At 65.9% G+C, this 20667-nt stretch carries 20 protein-coding genes; 18 read left to right on the top strand and 2 right to left on the bottom strand.

The window, feature by feature from the left end:
- The first annotated feature begins 64 nt into the window (after positions 1–64).
- The 18 genes from ACCD11_RS26620 (at position 65) to ACCD11_RS26535 (ending at position 18461) form a co-directional block, all read left to right on the top strand.
- Positions 65–1018: a branched-chain amino acid ABC transporter permease gene (locus ACCD11_RS26620; protein WP_413316120.1), complete on the top strand. Its 954-nt coding sequence runs from the start codon at positions 65–67 to the stop codon at positions 1016–1018.
- 4 nt (positions 1019–1022) lie between these two features.
- Complete coding sequence (locus ACCD11_RS26615; protein WP_413316119.1) at positions 1023–2360, top strand: branched-chain amino acid ABC transporter permease; 1338 nt, start codon at positions 1023–1025, stop codon at positions 2358–2360.
- The gene (locus tag ACCD11_RS26610; protein WP_413316118.1) at positions 2357–3127 is read left to right on the top strand and encodes an ABC transporter ATP-binding protein; all 771 of its coding nucleotides are present in this window, start codon (positions 2357–2359) and stop codon (positions 3125–3127) included. The genes ACCD11_RS26615 and ACCD11_RS26610 overlap by 4 nt, the downstream gene beginning before the upstream one ends.
- 1 nt (position 3128) lies before the next feature.
- A complete protein-coding gene (locus tag ACCD11_RS26605) occupies positions 3129–3824 on the top strand; it encodes an ABC transporter ATP-binding protein (protein WP_093240316.1) in 696 nt (231 codons plus the stop codon).
- Between the two features lie 239 nt (positions 3825–4063).
- Positions 4064–6172 carry a 3-hydroxyacyl-CoA dehydrogenase NAD-binding domain-containing protein gene (locus ACCD11_RS26600; RefSeq protein WP_413316117.1) on the top strand — a complete coding sequence of 703 codons (2109 nt, stop codon included), beginning with the start codon at positions 4064–4066 and terminating at the stop codon, positions 6170–6172.
- A gap of 24 nt (positions 6173–6196) precedes the next feature.
- On the top strand, positions 6197–7672 hold the full coding sequence (locus ACCD11_RS26595; RefSeq protein ID WP_413316116.1) for a M20 family peptidase: 1476 nt from the start codon (positions 6197–6199) through the stop codon (positions 7670–7672).
- Between the two features lie 46 nt (positions 7673–7718).
- Positions 7719–8894 carry an acetyl-CoA C-acyltransferase gene (locus tag ACCD11_RS26590; RefSeq protein WP_413316115.1) on the top strand — a complete coding sequence of 392 codons (1176 nt, stop codon included), beginning with the start codon at positions 7719–7721 and terminating at the stop codon, positions 8892–8894.
- Positions 8895–9036: 142 nt separating this feature from the next.
- On the top strand, positions 9037–10890 hold the full coding sequence (locus ACCD11_RS26585; protein ID WP_413316114.1) for an acyl-CoA dehydrogenase: 1854 nt from the start codon (positions 9037–9039) through the stop codon (positions 10888–10890).
- The gene (locus ACCD11_RS26580; protein WP_413316113.1) at positions 10890–11156 is read left to right on the top strand and encodes a hypothetical protein; all 267 of its coding nucleotides are present in this window, start codon (positions 10890–10892) and stop codon (positions 11154–11156) included. The genes ACCD11_RS26585 and ACCD11_RS26580 overlap by 1 nt, the downstream gene beginning before the upstream one ends.
- A gap of 11 nt (positions 11157–11167) precedes the next feature.
- Entirely contained in the window at positions 11168–11470 is a 303-nt protein-coding gene (locus ACCD11_RS26575) for a Dabb family protein (protein ID WP_007832728.1), read from the top strand.
- Between the two features lie 135 nt (positions 11471–11605).
- A complete protein-coding gene (locus ACCD11_RS26570; protein ID WP_007832730.1) occupies positions 11606–12403 on the top strand; it encodes an SDR family oxidoreductase in 798 nt (265 codons plus the stop codon).
- 1 nt (position 12404) lies between these two features.
- Positions 12405–12872: a PaaI family thioesterase gene (locus tag ACCD11_RS26565; protein WP_007832732.1), complete on the top strand. Its 468-nt coding sequence runs from the start codon at positions 12405–12407 to the stop codon at positions 12870–12872.
- A 28-nt stretch (positions 12873–12900) separates the two neighbouring features.
- A complete protein-coding gene (locus tag ACCD11_RS26560) occupies positions 12901–13917 on the top strand; it encodes an NADP-dependent oxidoreductase (RefSeq protein WP_007832734.1) in 1017 nt (338 codons plus the stop codon).
- Between the two features lie 106 nt (positions 13918–14023).
- Positions 14024–15664 (top strand): isovaleryl-CoA dehydrogenase, encoded by a 1641-nt coding sequence (locus ACCD11_RS26555; protein WP_413316112.1) that lies wholly within the window; start codon positions 14024–14026, stop codon positions 15662–15664.
- A gap of 30 nt (positions 15665–15694) precedes the next feature.
- Positions 15695–16633, top strand: a complete 939-nt coding sequence (locus ACCD11_RS26550; protein ID WP_413316111.1) for a glutathione S-transferase family protein — start codon at positions 15695–15697, stop codon at positions 16631–16633.
- Positions 16634–16730: 97 nt separating this feature from the next.
- Positions 16731–17636 carry an SDR family oxidoreductase gene (locus ACCD11_RS26545; RefSeq protein ID WP_007832740.1) on the top strand — a complete coding sequence of 302 codons (906 nt, stop codon included), beginning with the start codon at positions 16731–16733 and terminating at the stop codon, positions 17634–17636.
- A 288-nt stretch (positions 17637–17924) separates the two neighbouring features.
- Positions 17925–18170 carry a hypothetical protein gene (locus ACCD11_RS26540; protein ID WP_413316110.1) on the top strand — a complete coding sequence of 82 codons (246 nt, stop codon included), beginning with the start codon at positions 17925–17927 and terminating at the stop codon, positions 18168–18170.
- A gap of 75 nt (positions 18171–18245) precedes the next feature.
- Positions 18246–18461: a hypothetical protein gene (locus ACCD11_RS26535; protein ID WP_413316109.1), complete on the top strand. Its 216-nt coding sequence runs from the start codon at positions 18246–18248 to the stop codon at positions 18459–18461.
- Between the two features lie 3 nt (positions 18462–18464).
- On the opposite strand, the gene ACCD11_RS26530 is transcribed toward ACCD11_RS26535, so the two are convergent.
- Together ACCD11_RS26530 and ACCD11_RS26525 are read right to left on the bottom strand one after the other, a co-directional pair.
- Positions 18465–19184: a hypothetical protein gene (locus ACCD11_RS26530; protein ID WP_413316108.1), complete on the bottom strand. Its 720-nt coding sequence runs from the start codon at positions 19182–19184 to the stop codon at positions 18465–18467.
- Positions 19181–20667, bottom strand: a 1487-nt coding sequence (locus ACCD11_RS26525; RefSeq protein ID WP_413316107.1) for a serine hydrolase domain-containing protein, incomplete at its 5' end; no start/stop codon positions are given. The genes ACCD11_RS26530 and ACCD11_RS26525, both read right to left, overlap by 4 nt.

Below are 20667 nucleotides of genomic sequence, written 5' to 3'. Positions count from 1 at the left end.
AAGCGGTCGAGGCCCGACTTCAACACTCGGGCCTTTTTTCTTTTCTTACTGACACGAAAGACCGATGAACGTCGAATTCTTCGTCATCTCGCTGCTCAATGGCGTGAGCTACGGCTTGCTGTTGTTCATGCTGAGCTCCGGCCTCACGCTGATCTTCAGCATGATGGGTGTGCTCAATTTCGCGCACGCCAGCTTCTACATGCTGGGCGCCTACTTCGCCTACACGCTGTCGGGCATCGTCGGCTTCTGGCCGGCGCTCTTCATTGCGCCGCTGCTGGTGTTTGCGCTGGGTGCGGCCTTCGAGCGCTACTGCCTGCGCCGGGTCCACAAGTTCGGCCACGTGCCCGAGCTGCTGGTGACCTTCGGCCTTTCGTACCTCATCCTCGAACTGGTGCAACTGGTGTGGGGCCGCTCCACGGTGCCGTACGGCCTGCCGTCGGCGCTGCAGGGGCCGCTCTTCACGCTCTACGGCACGCAGTTTCCCAAGTCGCGCTCGTTCATCATGCTCGTGGCGGTCCTGATGCTGGTGTCGGTGTGGCTGCTGCTCACGCGCACGCGCATCGGCCTGGTCATCCAGGCGGCGCTGAAGCACCCCGACATGGTCGAGGCGCTGGGCCACAACGTGCCGCGCGTGTTCATGCTGGTGTTCGGCGGCGGTGCCGCGCTGGCGGGCCTTGCGGGCGTGGTCGGCGGCAACACCTACGTCACCGAACCGGCCATGGCGGGTTCGGTCGGCTCCATCATCTTCGTGGTGGTGGTGGTCGGCGGCATGGGGTCGCTGGCGGGAGCCTTCCTGGCCTCGCTGATCATCGGCATCGTGCAGACCTTCGCCGTGGCCATGGACCAGTCGCTCGCGACCGGCCTGCAGGCCTTTGGCGTGGCAGTGAGCGACCAGACCTTCGGCTACGAACTGCTGAAGCTCACCATCTCGCAGGTGGCGCCCATTCTTCCGTACCTGTTCCTGGTGCTGATCCTCATCTTCAGGCCCAAGGGCCTCCTCGGGACGCGGGAGGACTGACGCCATGAACACCGCAACGACAACCACACCAGCCGCTTCAGCCAAGGCGCCGACCCGGTATTACCGCTTCAAGCCGCTGAACATCGGCCGCATCCTGATCTGGTCATTCTTCGCGCTGCTGCTGATCGTGGCGCCAATGATCTTCACCAGCAGCCTGGCGCTGACCATGCTGTCGCAGATCGGCTATCTCATCATCATCTGCCTGAGCTACAACATGCTGCTGGGGCAGGGCGGCATGCTCAGCTTCGGACATGCCGTGTACGTGGGCCTGGGCTCCTTCATCGCCATCCACGCGATGAACCTGGCCGGCGCCGGCAAGCTGCCGATTCCGCTGGTGTTCATTCCGCTCGTGGGCGGCCTCGGCGGCATGTTCTTCGCCATGGTGTTCGGCTATGTGTCGACCAAGAAGTCGGGCACCACCTTCGCGATGATCACGCTCGGCCTCGGCGAACTGGTGGCCGCCATGGCGCTGATGTTCCCGAGCTTCTTCGGCGGCGAGGGCGGCATCACCACCAACCGCGTGTACGGCGCCTCGTTCTTCGGCATCAACTTCGGGCCGCAGAACCAGGTGTACTACCTGATCGCCGTGTATTGCTTCATCTGCACCGGGCTGATGTTCGCCTTCACCGGCACGCCGCTCGGGCGCATGCTGAACGCGGTGCGCGACAACCCCGAGCGCGTGGAGTTCATCGGTTACAACACGCAGCGCGTGCGCTACTACGCCTTCATCATCGCGGGCTTCTTCGCGGGCATCGGCGGCGGGCTGGCGGCCATCAACTTCGAGATCGTGAATGCGGCCGACAGCCTGAACGGGCTGCGCTCGGGCAGCTACCTGCTGTTCACCTTCCTCGGCGGTGCGACCTTCTTCTTCGGGCCGATCATCGGTGCGGCGCTGCTGGTGTTCGCGCTGGTGCTGCTGTCCGAACTCAGCAAGGCCTGGCTGCTGTACGTGGGCCTGGTGTTCCTGCTGATGGTGATGTTCGCGCCGGGCGGCGTGGCCAGCCTGATCATGATGAACGTGCGCGTGGCGCTGTTCGGCAAGATCAAGCGCTTCTACCTGCTGTACGTGGGCCTGTTCATCGGTGCGGCCATCGTGCTCGCGGGCGCGGCGGCCATTGTCGAGATGATCTATCACATGCAGCTCAACGCGGCGCTCGGGCCCATGGTGCCGTTCGCGGGCCTGCAACTCGACACCTCATCGGTCACGAGCTGGGTCGTCGCGATGGCCTTGCTGGCGGTGGGGCTGGGTGTGTTCGAGGTGTTCCGCCGGCGCTTCGCGAAGGTCTGGGGCCAGGCGCAGGAAGAAATCGAAGCCGAGATCAAGCGGCGGGAGACGGCATGACCTATTCACTCGAACTCAAGAGCCTGCGCAAGAGCTTCGGCAAGACCGACATCATCCGCGGGGTCGACCTGGCCGTGACGGCGGGCGAGCGCATCGCCATCATCGGGCCGAACGGTGCGGGCAAGTCCACGCTGTTCAACCTGATCAGCGGCCGGCTTGCACCCACCAGCGGCGAGGTGCTGCTCAACGGCCAGCGCATCGACGGCAAGCAGCCCTACGAGATCAACCGGCTCGGGCTGTCGCGCAGCTTCCAGATCACCAACATCTTTCCGAAGCTCACGGTCTTCGAGAACTTGCGCTGCGGTGTGCTGTGGAGCCTGGGCTACAAGTACACCTTCCTGCGCTTCCTCTCGAACCTCGACGATGCCAATGAGCGCACCGAGGAGCTCATCAAGCAGATCGGCCTGGAGAAGAAGCGCGACGTACACGCGGTGAACCTCACCTACGCCGAGCAGCGCGCACTGGAGATCGGCGTGACCATCGCGGGCGGCGCCAGCGTGATCCTGCTGGACGAACCCACGGCCGGCATGAGCAAGACCGAGACTTCGCATTTCATCTCGCTCATCAAGTACGTGACCGTCGGCAAGACGCTGCTGACGGTGGAGCACGACATGGGCGTGGTGTTCGGGCTGGCCGACAAGATCGCGGTGGTGGTATATGGCGAGGTCATTGCCTTCGACACGCCGGCTGCCGTTCGCGCCAATGCGCGGGTGCAGGAGGCGTATCTCGGATCGTCGGTCGCCGACGCACAGGGAGCGGGACACTGAGATGCTGAAGCTTCAAGACATCCACGCCTACTACGGCAAGAGCCATGTGCTGCATGGGGTTTCCTTCGACGTGAACCCCGGCGAAATCGTCGCGCTGCTGGGCCGCAACGGCTCGGGCCGCTCGACCACCGCCAAGGCCATCATGGGCCTGGTGCATGCCGAAGGCGGCCTGCACTGGAAGGGCCAGGACATCCTGCGCCGCAAGGCCTACGAGATCGCGCACTTCGGCATCGGCTACGTGCCCGAGAACCGCGACATCTTCCCCAAGCTCACGGTGCACCAGAACCTGCTGCTGGGGCAGAAGGGCTCGGGCAAAGGCAGCCGCTGGTCGTTCGACGACATGTACGGCATGTTCCCGCGCCTGAAGGAGCGCCAGCACACCGAGGCCGGCGTGCTCTCGGGCGGCGAGCAGCAGATGCTCACGCTGTGCCGCACGCTCATGGGCGACCCCGACCTGATCATCATCGACGAGCCGACCGAGGGCCTGGCGCCCAAGATCGTCGAGCTGGTGGGGCAATACCTGCGCACGCTCAAGGACAAGGGCATCTCGGTGCTGCTGATCGAGCAGAAGCTCACCATCGCGATGCAGATCTCCGACCGCGCGCTCGTCATGGGCCACGGCAGCATCGTGTTCGACGGCACGCCGGACAGCCTGCGCGCCGACGCGACCACTCGCAAGGAGTGGTTGGAGGTTTAGGCAGACCCCCAGGCTTCGCGCACTTCGTGTCGCTGCGCCAACCCCCTTGCAGGGGGCAACACCTGCGGCCCGGCAAAGCCGGTTCCGCGGTGTTTCCGGAAAGTCCCGCCCTCCTCATGGAAGGCCTTGTCTCTACAGCGACTGCGTGCCATTGTTTGGCCTCGCGAAACGCCTAGAATCCCCCGAAAAAGAACACTCGTGCTTTTTCTTCTTTTTCTTCTCACACCAAGGAACGCAGCATGACGGCTGAATACAAAGTGCTCGGCGATATCGCCGTGATCACACTGACCAACCCTCCGGTCAACGGTCTCGGCTTCTCGACGCGCATCGGCATCACCGATGGCCTGTCGAAGGCCAACGCCGACGACGCCGTCAAGGCCATCGTCATCACCGGCGCCGGCAAGGCGTTCTCGGGCGGCGCGGACATCAAGGAGTTCGGCACGCCCAAGGCGCTGCAGGAGCCCAACCTGCTGAGCGTGATCCTCGCGCTCGAGGCCTCGGCCAAGCCCATCGTCGCGGCCATCCACTCGGTGTGCATGGGCGGCGGCCTCGAACTGGCCCTGGGTTGTCACTATCGTGTGGCAGCACCGGGCACCAGCATCGCGCTGCCCGAAGTCAAGCTCGGCCTGATTCCCGGCGCCGGCGGCACGCAGCGCCTGCCGCGCGTGCTCGGCGTGGAAACCGCACTGAACATGATCGTCAGCGGCGAACCCGTGAAAAGCGAATTGCTCGCGAGCCTGCCCGGCCAGAAGCTGTTCGACAAGCTGGCCGACTCGCCCGAGTCTGTGTTCGACGAAGCCGTTGCCTTCGCCAAGAGCGTGGCCGGCAAGACCGGCGCCGACGCGCTGCCGCTGGTGCGCAACCTGCCGTGCAAGCACCCGCAGGGCGACGCCTACTTCCAGTTCGCCAAGAACATGGTCGGCGGCATGTCGAAGAACTACCCGGCGCCGCTGCAATGCGTGGACGCCGTGCAGGCCGCCACCAAGATGAAGTTCGACGCGGGCATGGCCGAAGAGCGCCGCATCTTCACCTCGCTGATGTTCACGCCCGAATCGCTGGCCCTGCGCCACCTGTTCATGGCCGAACGCGCCGCGAGCAAGATCCCCGACGTGCCCGAAGACACGCCCAAGCGCGAGATCAAGGCCGTCGGCGTCATCGGCGCCGGCACCATGGGCGGCGGCATCTCGATGAACTTCCTGAACGCGGGCATTCCCGTGAAGATCCTCGAGATGAAGCAGGAGGCGCTCGACCGCGGCGTCGCCACCATCAAGAAGAACTACGAAGCCCAGGTCAAGAAGGGCAAGCTCAAGCAGGACAAGTACGAGCAGCGCATGGCGCTGCTGAGCACCACGCTGAGTTATGACGACCTGAAGGACGCCGACCTCATCATCGAGGCCGTGTTCGAGGAAATCGGCGTGAAGGAAAAGGTCTTCAAGGAACTGGACCGCGTCGCCAAGAAGGGCGCGATCCTGGCCTCGAACACCTCCACGCTCGACGTCGACAAGATCGCCTCGTTCACCGAGCGTCCACAGGACGTGGTCGGCATGCACTTCTTCAGCCCGGCTAACGTGATGAAGCTGCTCGAAGTGGTGCGTGGCAAGGCCACCGCCAAGGATGTGCTCGCCACGGTCATGGCCATCGGCAAGAAGATCAAGAAGACCTCGGTGGTCTCCGGCGTGTGCGATGGCTTCATCGGCAACCGCATGATCGAGCAGTACAGCCGCCAGGCCGGCTTCCTGCTGGACGAAGGCGCCACGCCGCAGCAGGTCGACAAGGCCGTCGAGAAGTTCGGCTTTGCCATGGGTCCGTTTCGCATGGGCGACCTGGCCGGCAACGACATCGGCTGGGCGATCCGCAAGCGCCGTGCCGTCGAACGCGCCGACATGAAGTACAGCCGCACGGCCGACAAGCTCTGCGAACTGGGCCGCTTCGGCCAGAAGACCGGGGCAGGGTGGTACGACTACCAGGCCGGCAAGCGCGACGCGATTCCGTCGGAGCTCGTCAACAAGATGATCGAAGACCACCGCAAGGAACTGGGCATCACGCCGCGCAAGATTTCCGATGAAGAGATCGTGCAGCGCCTGGTGTTCGCTCTGGTCAACGAAGGCGCGCACATCCTCGAAGACGGCATTGCCTCGAAGTCGGGCGACATCGACATGGTGTACCTCACGGGCTACGGCTTCCCGATCTGGCGCGGCGGCCCGATGCACTACGCATCGCAAGTCGGCCTCTACAACGTGGCCGAGACGATGAAGCGCTTCGCGAAGAACCCGCGCGACGACGGCGAGTTCTGGCAGCCCGCGCCGCTGATCCAGAAGCTCGTGGCCGAAGGCAAGCAGTTCAGCTGAGACTGAACAGGGTCAAGACCGCTCATGTTGAAACGCATCTTCCTCGGGCTGCTGCTGGCAATCGCCTTGCTGGTGGCTGCCGTGGCGGTCAAGACCTGGACCACGCCGTCGCAGCAGCTGGCGGTGGCGCCCGCGCCCAAGCTGAACATCGACCTGCAGGCGGCCGCCAAGCGGCTGTCCACGGCGATCACGTTCCGCACGGTGTCGAGCCTGGACGACCCGGCTGCCAACGCGGCCGAGTTCGACAAGCTGCACGCGTTCCTCGAACAGCAGTTCCCCAAGGTGCATGCCACTCTCAAGAAGGAAGTGATCGGCAACAAGGCGCTGCTCTACACTTGGACCGGCACCGACCCGAGCGCCAAGCCCATCGCGCTGATGGCGCACCAGGACATGGTGCCCATCGCGCCGGGCACCGAGAAGGCGTGGACGACCGACCCCTTCGCCGGCGAGATCAAGGACGGCTTCGTTTGGGGCCGCGGCACGCTCGACGACAAGAGCAACCTGTTCGCGCAGATGGAAGCCGTCGAGCTGCTCATCGGCGCCGGCTTCAAGCCCAGGCAGACCGTCTACCTCGTGATGGGCGACGACGAAGAAGTGAGCGGCCTGCGCGGCGCGCTGCCCATTGCCGAACTGCTCAAGTCGCGCAACGTGCGCCTGGAGTGGGTGCTCGACGAAGGCCTGCTGGTGCTCGACGGCGTGCTGCCGGGCCTGAGCAAGCCCGCAGCGCTCATCGGCCTGGCGGAGAAGGGCTACGGCACCTTCTTCCTCTCGCTCGACACGGCCCCCGGCCACTCGTCGATGCCGCCGCAGCACAGCGCGATCGGCAGCATGAGCGCGGCGCTCGCGCGGCTCGAAGCCAATCCGATGCCCGGCGGCATCCGCGGCGTGGCCGGCCAGATGTTCGGTGCGCTGGCGCCCGAAATGAGCGGTGTCAACCGCGTGATGCTGTCCAACCTGTGGCTCACCGAGCCGCTGGTGCGCGGCCAGCTCGAGAAGAGCCCGAGCAGCAACGCCATGCTGCGCACCACCACCGCACTGACCATCGTGCGCGCGGGCAACAAGGACAATGTGCTGCCCGGCCGCGCCGAGGCCGCCGTCAACTTCCGCGTGCTGCCGGGCGACACCTTGGCCGGCACCGAGGCGCACCTGCGCAAGGCGCTGGGCAACGACGACATCAAGATCAAGGCTTACCCGGGCAATTCCGAGCCGTCGCCGGTGTCGCCGACCGACAGCACCGGCTACCGCGCGATCCAGCAAGCCGTGCGCCAGAGCTTTCCCGATGCGGTGGTGGCACCCGGCCTCATGACCGCTGCCACCGACTCGCGCCACTTCAGCCTCGTGAGCGACGCCGTCTTCCGCTTCTCGCCGTTGCGTGTGAAGAGCGAAGACCTGGCCCGCTTCCACGGCAACAACGAACGCCTGGCCATCTCGAACTACGGCGAGATGATCGGCTTCTATCACCAGCTCCTGAGCAATACCAACGCTGCTCCGGCGCAATGACGACAGCTCTCTCTTTTTCCTTCCATCTGCTTCAAAGGACCTCACCATGACCAGCGCCGTCATCGTTTCCACCGCCCGCACGCCGCTCGCGAAGAGCTGGAAGGGTGCCTTCAACATGACGCACGGCGCCACGCTCGGCGGCCATGCGGTGCAGCACGCCGTGCAGCGCGCCGGCATCGACCCCGCCTCGGTGGACGACGTCATCATGGGCTGTGCCACGCCCGAAGGCGCGACCGGCTCCAACATCGCGCGCCAGATCGCGCTGCGCGCCGGCCTGCCGATCACCACCTCGGGCATGACCATCAACCGCTTCTGCTCCTCGGGCCTGCAGACCATCGCCACCGCCGCCCAGCGCATCATCGCGGGCGAGGGCGACGTGTACGTGGCCGGCGGCGTCGAGAGCATCTCGTGCGTGCAGAACGAAGCCAACAAGCACATGCTGGCCGACCCGTGGCTCGTGAAGCACAAGCCCGAGATCTACTGGAACATGCTGCAGACGGCCGAGCAGGTCGCCAAGCGCTACAACATCGGTCGCGACGCCATGGACGAATACGGCGCCGCCAGCCAGCAGAAGGCCACCGCCGCGCTGGAAGCCGGCCGCTTCAAGGACGAGATCGCCCCCATCACCGTGCTGGCCGGCGTGGCCGACCCCGTGATGGGCCTGCGCACCAAGGAAGTCACCGTCGAGAACGACGAAGGCATCCGCCCGGGCACCACCAAGGAGGGCATCAGCGGCATCCGCCCGGCCATGCCCGGCGGCCTGATCTCGGCCGGCAACGCCAGCCAGTTCTCCGACGGCGGCGGCGCCTGCGTGGTGGTCGACGAAAAGTACGCGCAGCAGAAGGGCCTGAAGCCGCTCGGCCGCTTCCTCGGCTTTGCCGTGGCTGGCTGCGAGCCCGACGAAATGGGCATCGGCCCCGTCTTCGCGATCCCGAAGGTGCTCAAGCGCCTGGGCCTCACGGTCAACGACATCGACCTGTGGGAGTTGAACGAAGCCTTCGCCGTGCAGGTGATCTATTGCCGCGACAAGCTCGGCATTCCGGCCGACCGCCTGAACGTTGACGGCGGCGCCATCGCCGTGGGCCACCCCTACGGCGTGAGCGGCCAGCGCCTGACGGGCCACGCGCTCATCGAGGGCAAGCGCCGTGGCGCCAAGAAGGTCGTGGTCACGATGTGCATCGGCGGCGGCATGGGTGCCGCGGGCGTGTTCGAAGTTCTCTGACTCTCCCCCAGTCTGCGGCGCACTGCGTGTCGCCTTCGCCAACCCCCTTCCCGGGGGCAACACCGGCGGCCCGGCGAAGCCGGTTCCGCGGTGTTCCTGAGAAGGGACGCCGCGGCCTCATGACATCCACCGAAATCCGACCATGAGCCTGCGTCCCACCCTCGACTTCCTGCTCTACGACTGGCTCGATGCCGAGTCGCTCAACCAGCGCGAACGCTTTGCCGACCACTCGCGCGAAACATTCGACGCGGTGTTTGACACCTGCGAGCGCATCGCGCGCGAGAAGTACGCGCCGTTCAACCGCACGGTGGACACGCAGGAGCCGCATTTCGACGGCGAGAAGGTCATCCTGCCGCAGGCCACGCACGACGCGCACAAGGCCTTCGTCGAGTCGGGAATGATGAGTGCGGCGCAGGACTACGACATCGGCGGCATGCAACTGCCCTACACGATGCAGGCGGCGGCCAACAGCTTCTTCGCGATGGCCTCGGTGAGCATCGGCTCCAACATGCTCACGAGCGGCAACGCCAACCTGCTGATGGTGCACGGCACCGAGAGGCAGAAAGAGGTGTTCGCGAAGAATGAATTTTCCGGACGCTGGGCCGGCACCATGTGCCTGTCGGAACCGCAGGCGGGTTCGTCGCTGAGCGACGTGGCGACGCGCGCCGTGCCCGACGGCGACGACTTTCAGCAAGACCCGCTGGGCCCGCGCTACCGGCTCACGGGCAACAAGATGTGGATCTCGTCGGGCGACCACGAGCTGACCGAGAACATCGTGCACATCGTGCTGGCCAAGATCCCGGACGAGAACGGCAAGCTGGTGCCCGGCACGCGCGGTATCTCGCTGTTCATCGTGCCCAAGCGCATGGTTGACACGCAGGGCGCACTCACGGGCGAGCGCAACGACGTGGCGCTCGCGGGCCTCAACCACAAGCTGGGCTGGCGCGGCACCACCAACACGCTGCTGAACTTCGGCGAGGGCAAGTACCCGGTCGGCGGCAAGGCGGGCGCGGTGGGCTACCTCGTCGGCGAGCCTGGCAAGGGCCTGCACTGCATGTTCCACATGATGAACGAGGCGCGAATCGGCGTCGGCACGGCGGCCACCATGCTGGGCATGGCGGGCTACCACGCCTCGCTCGAATACGCCAGGAGCCGGCCGCAGGGACGGCTGGTGAAGAAGCCGGACGCCGCCGGCGCCGCGGTCGCCAAGGACTCGGCCGCGCCGCAGGTGCGCATCATCGAGCACGCCGACGTGCGCCGCATGCTGCTCGCCCAGAAGGCGTACTGCGAAGGCGCGCTGGCGCTGGAGCTGTACTGCGCCCGGCTGGTCGACGAGCAGAAGACCGGCGACGCACAGGCTGCCGACGACGCCCGCCTGCTGCTTGAAGTGCTCACGCCCATCGCCAAGAGCTGGCCCAGCGAGTGGTGCCTGGAGGCCAATTCGCTGGCCATCCAGGTGCACGGCGGCTATGGCTATACGCGCGACTTTCCGGTGGAGCAGTACTGGCGCGACAACCGCCTGAACATGATCCACGAGGGCACCCACGGCATCCAGGCAGCCGACCTGCTGGGCCGCAAGGTGCTGATGGAGAAGGGCCGCGGCCTCCAACTGCTGGCCGCGCGCATGACCGACACCATCGGCCGAGCGGCCAGGGTGCCGGCGCTGGCGGCCCACGCCGAGGCGCTGGGCGCCGCGCTGCAGCGCATCGGCAGCGCCACCGAGGCCGCCTGGTCCACCGGCGACCCGGCCGAAGCGCTGGCCAACGCCGTGCCTTACATGCAGGCCTTCGGCCACACGGTGCTGGCCTGGATCTGGCTGGACGTGGCGGCGCGGGCCCTGGAAACCGACGCGGAAAAGGCGAGGGCGGTAACAGCTGGCAAGATCGGCGCCACGGACTATTTCTTCCACTACGAGCTGCCGAAAATCGGCGCATGGCTCAACGTGGTCGAAACCCGTGATCCGACCTGTACAGCTTTGCCCGAGGACGCCTTTTGATGGCCACTACCGATTCGCCGAACGCCAACCCCAGCAACAACACCCCCTCCGTCAAGCCTCCCAAGCCGCACGCGCGGCTCGAGAAGTGGATCTGGATCCTGATCTACGGCGGCCTGTTCGTCGTGATCCTGGGCATCGCCACCGGCCGCACCGACGCCGCGCTGGGCTGGTCCATCGCCGTGCCCGGCGGCGTCGTGGCGCTGATCGGCTTCGCGCTGATCTACGTGCGCTCGCGCCTGCCCAACGACAACCCCACCAGCAAGTAACGAGGTCCACCATGCTCAAGCACATCGTGATGTGGAAGTTCAAGGAACACGCCGAGGGCACCGACAAGGCGACCAACCTGTTGAAAGCCAAGGCCTTGCTCGACGCCTGCGCCAAGCTGTCGCCCGGCACGCTGCGCTTCGAGGTGGCCATTGCCCAGCCCGGGCTCGAAGCCACCTACGACCTGATCCTGTACTCGGAGTTCACCGACGCGGCCGCACTCGCGGCCTATGCGGATCACCCGCAGCACGTGGCGTTGAAGCCCTTCATCGGCGCGGTCCGCGAGGCCCGCCAATGCATGGACTACATGGCATGACTCACCCCCAGGCTGCGCGCACTTCGTGTCGCTTCGCCAACCCCCTTGCAGGGGACAACGCCTGCGGCCCGGCGAAGCCGGTTCCGCGGCATTTCCCGACCTGAACAATTCAGCCCCTGATTGGAGACATCTCTCATGACCGCACGCACCGTCCAGCAACTCTTCGACCTCACCGGCAAGACCGCCCTCATCACCGGTGGTTCGCGCGGCCTGGGCCTGCAGATGGCCCATGCGCTGGGCGAAGCCGGCGCGAAGATCATGCTGAGCTCGCGCAAGGCCGACGACCTGGAGCAGGCCGCCGCTGAGCTGCAGGCCGCAGGCATCGACGCGCGCTGGATTGCCGCAGACTGCTCGAAGGAAGAAGACACCCGCCGCCTGGCCGACGAGACGCTGCAGCGTATGGGCGCGGTCGACATCCTCATCAACAATGCGGGCGCCAGCTGGGGCGCGCCAGCCGAGAGCCACCCGGTCGAGGCCTGGGACAAGGTGATGAACCTCAACGTGCGCGGCTACTTCATCCTGTCGCAGCAGATCGCCAACGGCTACATGATCCCGAAGAAGACCGGCCGCATCATCAACATTGCCTCGATCGCCGGGTTGAACGGCAACCCTCCCGAGATGCAGACGCTGGCCTACAACACCTCGAAGACCGCGGTGATCGGCTTCACGCGCACGCTGGCTGCCGAATGGGGCAGGTACAACATCACCGTGAACGCGATCTGCCCGGGCTTCTTCATGACGAAGATGGCCGCCGGCCTCATCAAGTCGCTGGGCGAAGAGAAGATGGCCGCGCAGGCGCCGCTCGGCCGCCTGGGCGACGACGAAGACCTGAAGGGCCTGACGCTGCTTTACGCGAGCGATGCCGGCAAGCACATCACCGGCCAATGGCTGGCGGTCGACGGCGGCGTGAGCGTCGTGCTGGGTGCTGCCTGACATGTCTTCTTCTTCCGATTCCAGCGACATCAACATCCGCTCGTACACGAGCCAGATCCCGTTCGCGCGCCACCTGGGCTTTTCTCTGACGAAGTTCGAGGGCGGCGAGTCCGAGATCTGCTACACCGCCAAGCCCGAGCACCTGAACACCTTCGACGTGACGCACGGCGGCGCCTGCATGACGCTGCTCGACATCACCATGGCGGCGGCAGCGCGCAGCGTGGCGCCCGAGACCGGCGTGGTCACCATCGAGATGAAGACCAGCTTCATGCAGCCTTCGGTCGGTCCGCTGCATGCGCGCGGCACGCTCATTCACCGGACGGCGACGCTGGCTTTCACCGAGGCCAAAATCTACGACGAACAGGAGCGCGTTTGCGCCCACGCCACCGGCACCTTCAAGTATGTGAAGCGCCGGCTGCCGACCGGCCCGTCGAGCGTCAACGAGATGCGACCGCCATCGACCGACTGACACGACCATATTCCCGGAGATTTCTTTCATGCCTACCAACAAACAGATCCACCTCGACAACCGCCCCGACGGCGAAGCCGTGGCGGGCAACTTCAAGCTCGTGACAGCCGAGACCCCCGCGCTCGCGGACAACCAGGTGCTCGTGCGGCACCACTACATGAGCCTCGACCCGTACATGCGCGGGCGCATGAACGATTCGAAGAGCTACGCGCAGCCGCAGCCGCTGGGCCAGACCATGCAGGGCGGCACCGCCGGCGAAGTGGTCGAGAGCAAGCACCCCAGGTATGCCGTGGGCGACAAGGTGGTCGGCTTCGGCGGCTGGCAGGAATACAGCGTGGTCGATGCCTCGCAGCCCGGCGCGCTGAAGAAGGTCGACACCACGCACGTGCCGCTGTCGCACTACCTCGGCGCGGTCGGCATGCCCGGCGTTACCGCCTGGTACGGCCTGGTGAAGATCATTGCGCCCAAGGCCGGTGAAACGGTGGTCATCACCGCCGCCAGCGGCGCGGTCGGCAGCGCCTTCGGTGCGCTGGCCAAGGCGCGCGGCTGCCGCGTGGTCGGCATTGCCGGCGGCCCCGACAAGTGCAAGTACGTGACCGACGAACTCGGCTTCGACGCCTGCATCGACTACCGTGTGCACCCCGACGTGAAGACCATGAGCGCCGCGCTCAAGGAAGCCTGCCCCAACGGCATCGACGGCTACTTCGAGAACGTCGGCGGCTACATCTTCGACGCCGTGCTGCTGCGCGCCAACGCCTTCGCCCGCGTGGCGCTGTGCGGAATGATCGCGGGCTACGACGGCCAGCCGCTGCCGCTCGCAAACCCGGCGCTGATCCTCATCAACCGCATGAAGATCGAAGGCTTCATCGTCAGCGAGCACATGGAAGTGTGGCCCGAGGCGCTGACGGAGCTGGGCACGCTGGTGGGCACCGGCAAGCTCAAGCCGCGCGAGTCGATCGCGCAGGGCATCGAAGCCGCGCCTGAAGCCTTCCTGGGCCTGCTCAAGGGCCGGAACTTCGGCAAGCAACTGGTCAAGCTGATCTGATTGCCCCCGATGAACTGAACGCGCGGGAAAGGAGGCCGGTCATGCGCGCCGTGCCGGGCCGCCCCAAGCAAGCGCGCACCGCAGTGCGAAGCACGGAGGTATTCGAATGAATTCGACGCACGAGGTGTTCAACCAGCCCACGCCGCTGGTGGACTACAACCTCTTCGACACCAACCGGCCCCTGCGCGACGCGCTGAAGTTCAATGCGCCCGCGCTGCAGACCACGCAGCTGCACGAACTGGGCGCTGCCCTCGGCACAGCCGGCATGCAGGCGCATGCACGGCTCGCCAACATCCATATGCCGGAGCTGCACACGCACGACCGCTTCGGACGGCGTATCGACGAAGTGGAGTTCCACCCGAGCTACCACGCACTGATGACCGCCGCGGTGGGTGCAGGGCTGCACGGCACGCCGTGGACCGGCACCTCGGCCTCGCCGCACGTGCTGCGCGCGGCGGGCTTCATGCTCTTCACCGAGCTGGAGCCGTCGATTCTTTGCCCCGTCTCCATGACCTATGCGGCCACGCCCGCGCTGCGCAGCAACGCAGGCGTGTACGCCGACTGGGGACCGAAGCTCGGCAGCCTCTGGTACGACCCGGCGTTGAAGGTCTTCAAGGACAAGCCCGGCGTGACCATGGGCATGGGCATGACCGAGAAGCAGGGCGGCTCCGACGTGCGGGCCAACACCACCCGGGCCGTGCGCGACGGCAGCGATGCCTGGGGTGAGCGCTATGCGATCACCGGACACAAGTGGTTCTTCTCGGCGCCGATGTGCGACGCCTTCCTGGTGCTGGCGCAGGCGCCGTCCGGGCTCAGCTGCTTCTTCCTGCCGCGCGTGTTGCCCGACGGCACGCGCAACGGCATCCAGATCCAGCGCCTGAAGGACAAGCTTGGCAACAAGGCCAATGCGAGTTCCGAAGTCGAATTCCAGGGCGCAAGCGCATGGCTCGTGGGTGAGGAGGGCCGCGGCATTCCGCAGATCCTCGAGATGGGCACGATGACGCGGCTCGACTGCGCGCTGGGCACCAGCGGCCTCATGCGCCAGTCGCTGGGCATCGCGCTCAACCACGCGGCGCAGCGCAACGCCTTCGGCAAGCCGTTGATCGAGCAACCCTTGATGAAGAACGTGCTGGCCGACCTCGCACTCGAAAGCGAAGCCGCCACCGCGCTTGCCATCCGCCTTGCCAGGGCCTTCGACCAACAGGCCGACGAGCATGAGCGCCTGATGGCCCGCCTGCTCACGCCTGTCGCCAAGTTCTGGATCTGCAAGCGCGGCAGCCATTTCGCGCAGGAAGCCATGGAGTGCCTCGGCGGCAACGGCTACGTGGAAGAGGGCGGCGAAGGCATCATGGCCCGCATCTACCGCGAGATGCCGCTCAACTCCATCTGGGAAGGCGCTGGCAACATCATGGCGCTCGACCTGCTGCGTGGCCTGCGCAAGGGCGACGCGGTCGCCGCGTTGGCGAAAGAGCTGGCACCCGCGCGCGGCCAGCACGCCGCGCTCGACAGGCTCGCCGAGGCGCTGCCGGCACGCATCGAGGCCATGGCCTCCGAAGCCGAGGCCCGCCGCCTCGCGCAGGACGTGGCGCTGGCCGTGCAGGGCGCGCTGCTCGCGCAGACCGCGCCCCCCGCCGTCGTCGGCGCCTTCTGTGCCTCGCGCCTTGGCGGAGACTGGGGCAACGTCTTCGGTACGCTGGCCGCGGGCACCGATTTCGATTCGATCATCCAGCGCGCGCAACCTCGCTGAACACACAACGACAGCCCCACAGGAAACACCATGGCCGACCTGATCCTCCACCACTACCTGACCTCGCCGTTCTCGGAGAAGGTGCGCATGATCCTCGGCGCCAAGAAGCTGCCGTGGAAATCGGTCTTCATCCCGCCGATCATGCCCAAGCCCGATGTGGAGGTGCTCACCGGCGGCTACCGCAAGACGCCGTTCCTGCAGATCGGCGCCGACATGTATTGCGACAGCGCGCTCATCGCCGACGTGCTGGAGCATCTGCAACCCGAACCCACGCTGTACCCGGAGCCCGAAAAAGGCATGTCGCGCATCCTCGCGCAGTGGGCCGACACCACGCTGTTCTGGTCCGCCATGGCCTGGAGCCTGCAGCCCAAGGGCGCCGCCGAGGTGTTCGCCAAGGCCCCGCCCGAAGCCGCGAAGGCCTTCGGCGAAGACCGCGGCAAGATGAGCGCAGGCAACATGACCCGCCTGCGCCCGGCCGATGCCGCCAGCGCCTACAAGTCGTACCTGCGCCGCCTGTCGGACATGCTCGACGAGAAACCCTACCTGCTGGGCGAGGTGCCCACCATCGCTGACTTCTCGGCCTATCACCCGCTCTGGTACACGCGCCGCATCGAGTCGGTGCGCACCATCCTCGACTTGACGCCTGCGGTGATCGACTGGATGGACCGCATGGCCGCCATTGGCCACGGCGCGCCCGAGAAGTTCACGAGCGACGACGCCATTGCCGTCGCCAAGGCTGCGACGCCGCACACGCTGCTGACCGACAGCACCTTCCAGGACGACCATGGCATTCCGCTCGGCAGCGCCGTCACCGTCCGCGCCGAGAGCTTCGGGTTGGAAGAAACACCGGGCACGCTTGTGGCGGCCACGCGCACGCACTACACGCTGGAGCGCAGCAACGAGCGCGTGGGCACGGTGCACGTGCACTTTCCGCGCATCGGGTATGTGCTGAAGAAGGCGGACGCCTGAAGCCTGGCCGGGGCACCTTCGTGACTGCGCTCGCGCGCGTTCCGTATTTCAATTGAAGCTCCAACGTCAGAGACATTCAACAGAAGGACACCGGCAAATGATTCAGGACTTCAAGGGCAAGACCGCCGTTCTCACCGGCGCGGGTTCGGGCTTCGGCCTGGAGTGCGCGCGCATCGGCGCCGCCCGCGGCATGAACCTCGTGCTGGTCGACGTGCAGCAGGATGCGCTCGACAAGGCCCAGGCAGAAATGGAAGCCGCTGGCGCGCAGGTGCTGGCGCGCAAGGTCGACGTGTCGAACGCGGCACAGATGGAAGCGCTGGCCGCGGCCGTGAAGGAACGCTTCGGCGCGCCGCACTTCGTGTTCAACAACGCGGGCGTGGGCGCTGGCGGCCTGGTGTGGGAGAACACCGTGGCCGACTGGGAATGGGTGCTGGGCGTGGACCTGTGGGGCGTGATCCACGGCGTGCGCCTGTTCACGCCGATGATGCTCGAAGCGGCGGCCAAAGACCCGAGCTATCGCGGCCACATCACCAACACCGCGAGCATGGCCGGCCTGCTGACGCCGCCCAACATGGGCATCTACAACGCGGCCAAGGCCGCGGTCGTGAGCCTCACGGAGACGATGTACCAGGACCTGAACCTCGTCACCGACCAGATCGGGGCGAGCCTGCTGTGCCCGTACTTCGTGCCCACCGGCATCACCAGCAGCGAGCGCAACCGGCCCAATGCACCGAAGGACAGCGAACTCACCAAGAGCCAGCTCATCGGCCAGGCCATGAGCAACAAGGCGGTGAGCAGCGGCAAGATCACGGCGGCCGAAGTGGCGGCCAAGGTGTTCGACGCCATCAGCGCCAACCAGTTCTACGTGTTCAGCCATCCGAAGGCGCTGGGCAACGTGAAAAGCCGCATGGAGAACATCGTCTCCATCACGAATCCGGCCGACCCGTTCCTGGAACGCCCGGAGATCGGGCAGAAGCTGCGTGATCAGCTTCGCTCGGCCTGACCTCGAGCTTCTTTTTCAAGAAGCCTGCAACTCGCCACGCTTCGACGCGGACGAGCCGGGTTTGACATTTGTCAAATATTGCTCAGGCACTCGAGCTTTCTGCCTGCACCGGCTCTTCATGCGCCATGTTTGCGAACTACTCCCTTAGCCCGGGCGCATATTTTTCATAACCTCTTCCGGTAACTTTCTTGGTGAAGTTCAGGGGCAGTTGCAAGCGGATCCGAAGGATCTTGACCCAAGGTCAACCTGAGCCGATCCGCCGCGACATCTTGCAAGAGGAGGCAATTCATGCGCACCCCGTTCCTGTCCGACATCAGCCCGGACGAACCGTTGGCGCCCCGGCTCGGGCCGGCATACGTCGCCTGGTTGTCGGTGTTCCTGTGCATCCTGGCGGCCGTTGCCTTCGTGGTCGGGGCCATTCGGGTTCCCAACATCGTTGCGGCATCGATGCTCATGACCGCGGCCATCGTGTCGCTGGGAGCCGGCCTGATTCTTGGTTTGAGCATGTGGGTCTTTCCGGAGCTCCCGCGCTAAATGGCTTTGCAAGAACCCACAGCACCCGTGGCGAGCAAGTCCGCAGCGTCGATCCTTCGCATTCGGGACTGGCGCATGACGCTGGTGGCCGCCCTGATCGGCCTGCTGATCGCGATGGCCATGCTCATGAAGTGGGTCGTCGAATTCCAGGTCGAGGCCGCGCGGGAGCGGCGCTTGAGCGAATCCGTTGCCCGCGAGGCGGCAGCGCGCTGTCACGAAAAGGCACCGCCCCAGGCGGTCAGCGCGTGCCTGAAGGAACTGGCGGCCGGGGCTGTTCCACTCAGCCGCTGACGGTCAATCGGCACTGCGCCACTGACCGGTACTCGGGCACACGGCGGCCCGCTCGCCGTTCAGCCGGACCTGCTCTTCCTCCAGTTGTGACGAGGTCGAGGGGGCGACGTCGAAAGTGATCTGAAGAGCGTGCGCGACATGGGTGTCTTCGATCGGAAGCTCCCAGGTCAGGAACATTTGCGTGCAATCCTGGCCGGACGCGAAGTCGGCCACATCGAAGCCGCTGCTGCCGCGTCGAATGACACCATGAGGCTGGCCGGTATCGAATATCACGGCAGTACCCCGGACGAGGGGGATTCGATGACCTGCAAAGGGGAAGTGCAAGTCCAGCCCCTTCTCCTCGCTCACGAAAAGATTGCAGAAGGCCGCGCCGCCGTATTGCGCACCGTCATGGTGGTACCTCGCGCCGCGGCAAGCCATGAGGGCGACGTCGCTCGAGGCAAGCACCTCGGGCAGCCCGAGCGTGCGCGTCCAGTCGGATACCGCCTGCACGCAGAGCCGGTAGTCCGGCCAGCGTGCACGCGCCCGGGCCAAGGGCAGCGCCTCGACGTCGCCGGGTTCCAGCAACAGCTGCGAAGAAATCTCTCTTTCCCAATCCCCAAGCAGGCGTGCAGGGGGCGCAGGCACGTCGAGCGTTTTCGCCAGCACGATATCGCTCACGTTTCGGCTGCGGATGGCGTCACCGCTGCAGAAATGGGAAACGAGGAGGTCTCTCTTGCTCACGACGAACTGGGCACGGCTTGCATCAAGAGCGACAGCGCCTTTCGCAGGCTCGTGGCCGATGCCCGCTCTCCCTTGTCATGGCCCAGACGCACCACCACCAGGTCGTGCGAAGGAACGATCAGCACCGTCTGCCCACCCGCGCCCAGCATGTAGTACGCCGTGGTCGGCACCGGCCACGTGCTCGTGCCGTTCAACCAGAAGAACCCGCCGTAGATCGGGCGCTTGTCGGCCGCCCAGGCCGGTGCAAGGGTGCTCACGAACTTGACGAAACCTTCGGGCAGGATGCGCTCGCCATTCCAGACGCCGTCCTGCAGATACAGGTTGGCCAGGCGCGCCCAATCGCGTGCCGACATGAAGTCATAGCCCTGCGCGAGGAAGTTGCCATACGGATCGGTCTCCAGGGTCATCGTGCGGATGCCGATCTTGTCGAACAGGTTTCTCTGCGGGAACGACAGGTACTCCTCGCCGCGCTTCTCGACGGCAAGGCGGATCAGGTAGTTCGCCAGCACCGGGTCGGTATTGCGATAGCGCCCGACGGTGTTGGGCGGCCACTGCTGCGGGCGGGTGGCCGCGTAGTTGAACGAGTTGATGCGGCCGGTGTAGAGATAGGTGTGGTCGGGGTAGGTGCCGTTGGGGTCGAAGTCCGGGTCATCGGGCGCCTTGATGCGCAGCCCGCTCGACATGTGCAGGATGTCCGAGATCCGGATCTCCTGGCGCTTGTCGCCGGTGGCCTGCCACTCGGGAATCGGCGCGCGCTGGTCGAGCCGGTATTCGCCCTGCTTCATCAGCACGCCCAGCATCGTCGCGGTCACGCTCTTGCCCATCGACCACGATTCGAGCGGCGTGGTCGCCGTGATGCCGCTCCTGTAGCGCTCGCCGACGATGCGTCCCTTGTGCGTGACGACGAAGGCTGCGGTGTAGGCCTCCGGCAGCTCGAAGGCCGCGTCGACTGCCTGGCCCACCTTTGCTGTGTCGATGCCGGGCGCGGGACCGGCGGGCGTCACGTCGCCCATCGGCCACGGCTGGGTCGAGGGATCGGGCAGGGCACTCTTGACGGCCACCGGCGTGAAGAACACGCCGTCGTTGCCGGCTGGCAGCGTGATGCAGCCCTGCGAACCGTAGTAGCGCGCCACCAGCGTCGGCCCATTGGGCATGGCGATGCGGACTTCCTTCTTGTCGCGGTCGACCACCGGCCTGCCGACCTTCTTGCGCTGGTCGTAGGGCCCTGTGAAGTAGCCCACGCTCTCGACGGCGAAATCGGGATCGAGGCCGGTGACGAATGCGGCGGAGCACATCGTCTTCGCGTAGCCCGAGGTGTTGTGCTCCAGCGGGTCGCCGGGTGGCGGCACGTAGGGCGTGTCGAGTTCGAAGGTTCTCGCGCGAGCGATGAGGGCCTCGCGTGCCGGCAGCTCGGGAACGCCGGTGACCGGTGTTGTTCCTCCAGAACCCGTGCCCAGGCCTATGCCGATGCCAGCGCCTCCGC

It is taken from the genome of Variovorax sp. Varisp36, from assembly GCF_047304235.1.
Taxonomy (GTDB): Bacteria; Pseudomonadota; Gammaproteobacteria; order Burkholderiales; family Burkholderiaceae_C; genus Variovorax.
Note: the sequence above shows the minus strand (reverse complement) of the source record. Positions and strands in the feature narration are given on the sequence as shown.

What these genes read in the sequence shown, in the direction of transcription:
- ACCD11_RS26620 (WP_413316120.1), top strand. Translation starts at nt 65, where the DNA reads ATGAACGTCGAATTCTTCGTCATCTCGCTGCTCAATGGCGTGAGCTAC.
- ACCD11_RS26615 (WP_413316119.1), top strand. Translation starts at nt 1,023, where the DNA reads ATGAACACCGCAACGACAACCACACCAGCCGCTTCAGCCAAGGCGCCG.
- ACCD11_RS26610 (WP_413316118.1), top strand. Translation starts at nt 2,357, where the DNA reads ATGACCTATTCACTCGAACTCAAGAGCCTGCGCAAGAGCTTCGGCAAG.
- ACCD11_RS26605 (WP_093240316.1), top strand. Translation starts at nt 3,129, where the DNA reads ATGCTGAAGCTTCAAGACATCCACGCCTACTACGGCAAGAGCCATGTG.
- ACCD11_RS26600 (WP_413316117.1), top strand. Translation starts at nt 4,064, where the DNA reads ATGACGGCTGAATACAAAGTGCTCGGCGATATCGCCGTGATCACACTG.
- ACCD11_RS26595 (WP_413316116.1), top strand. Translation starts at nt 6,197, where the DNA reads ATGTTGAAACGCATCTTCCTCGGGCTGCTGCTGGCAATCGCCTTGCTG.
- ACCD11_RS26590 (WP_413316115.1), top strand. Translation starts at nt 7,719, where the DNA reads ATGACCAGCGCCGTCATCGTTTCCACCGCCCGCACGCCGCTCGCGAAG.
- ACCD11_RS26585 (WP_413316114.1), top strand. Translation starts at nt 9,037, where the DNA reads ATGAGCCTGCGTCCCACCCTCGACTTCCTGCTCTACGACTGGCTCGAT.
- ACCD11_RS26580 (WP_413316113.1), top strand. Translation starts at nt 10,890, where the DNA reads ATGGCCACTACCGATTCGCCGAACGCCAACCCCAGCAACAACACCCCC.
- ACCD11_RS26575 (WP_007832728.1), top strand. Translation starts at nt 11,168, where the DNA reads ATGCTCAAGCACATCGTGATGTGGAAGTTCAAGGAACACGCCGAGGGC.
- ACCD11_RS26570 (WP_007832730.1), top strand. Translation starts at nt 11,606, where the DNA reads ATGACCGCACGCACCGTCCAGCAACTCTTCGACCTCACCGGCAAGACC.
- ACCD11_RS26565 (WP_007832732.1), top strand. Translation starts at nt 12,405, where the DNA reads ATGTCTTCTTCTTCCGATTCCAGCGACATCAACATCCGCTCGTACACG.
- ACCD11_RS26560 (WP_007832734.1), top strand. Translation starts at nt 12,901, where the DNA reads ATGCCTACCAACAAACAGATCCACCTCGACAACCGCCCCGACGGCGAA.
- ACCD11_RS26555 (WP_413316112.1), top strand. Translation starts at nt 14,024, where the DNA reads ATGAATTCGACGCACGAGGTGTTCAACCAGCCCACGCCGCTGGTGGAC.
- ACCD11_RS26550 (WP_413316111.1), top strand. Translation starts at nt 15,695, where the DNA reads ATGGCCGACCTGATCCTCCACCACTACCTGACCTCGCCGTTCTCGGAG.
- ACCD11_RS26545 (WP_007832740.1), top strand. Translation starts at nt 16,731, where the DNA reads ATGATTCAGGACTTCAAGGGCAAGACCGCCGTTCTCACCGGCGCGGGT.
- ACCD11_RS26540 (WP_413316110.1), top strand. Translation starts at nt 17,925, where the DNA reads ATGCGCACCCCGTTCCTGTCCGACATCAGCCCGGACGAACCGTTGGCG.
- ACCD11_RS26535 (WP_413316109.1), top strand. Translation starts at nt 18,246, where the DNA reads ATGACGCTGGTGGCCGCCCTGATCGGCCTGCTGATCGCGATGGCCATG.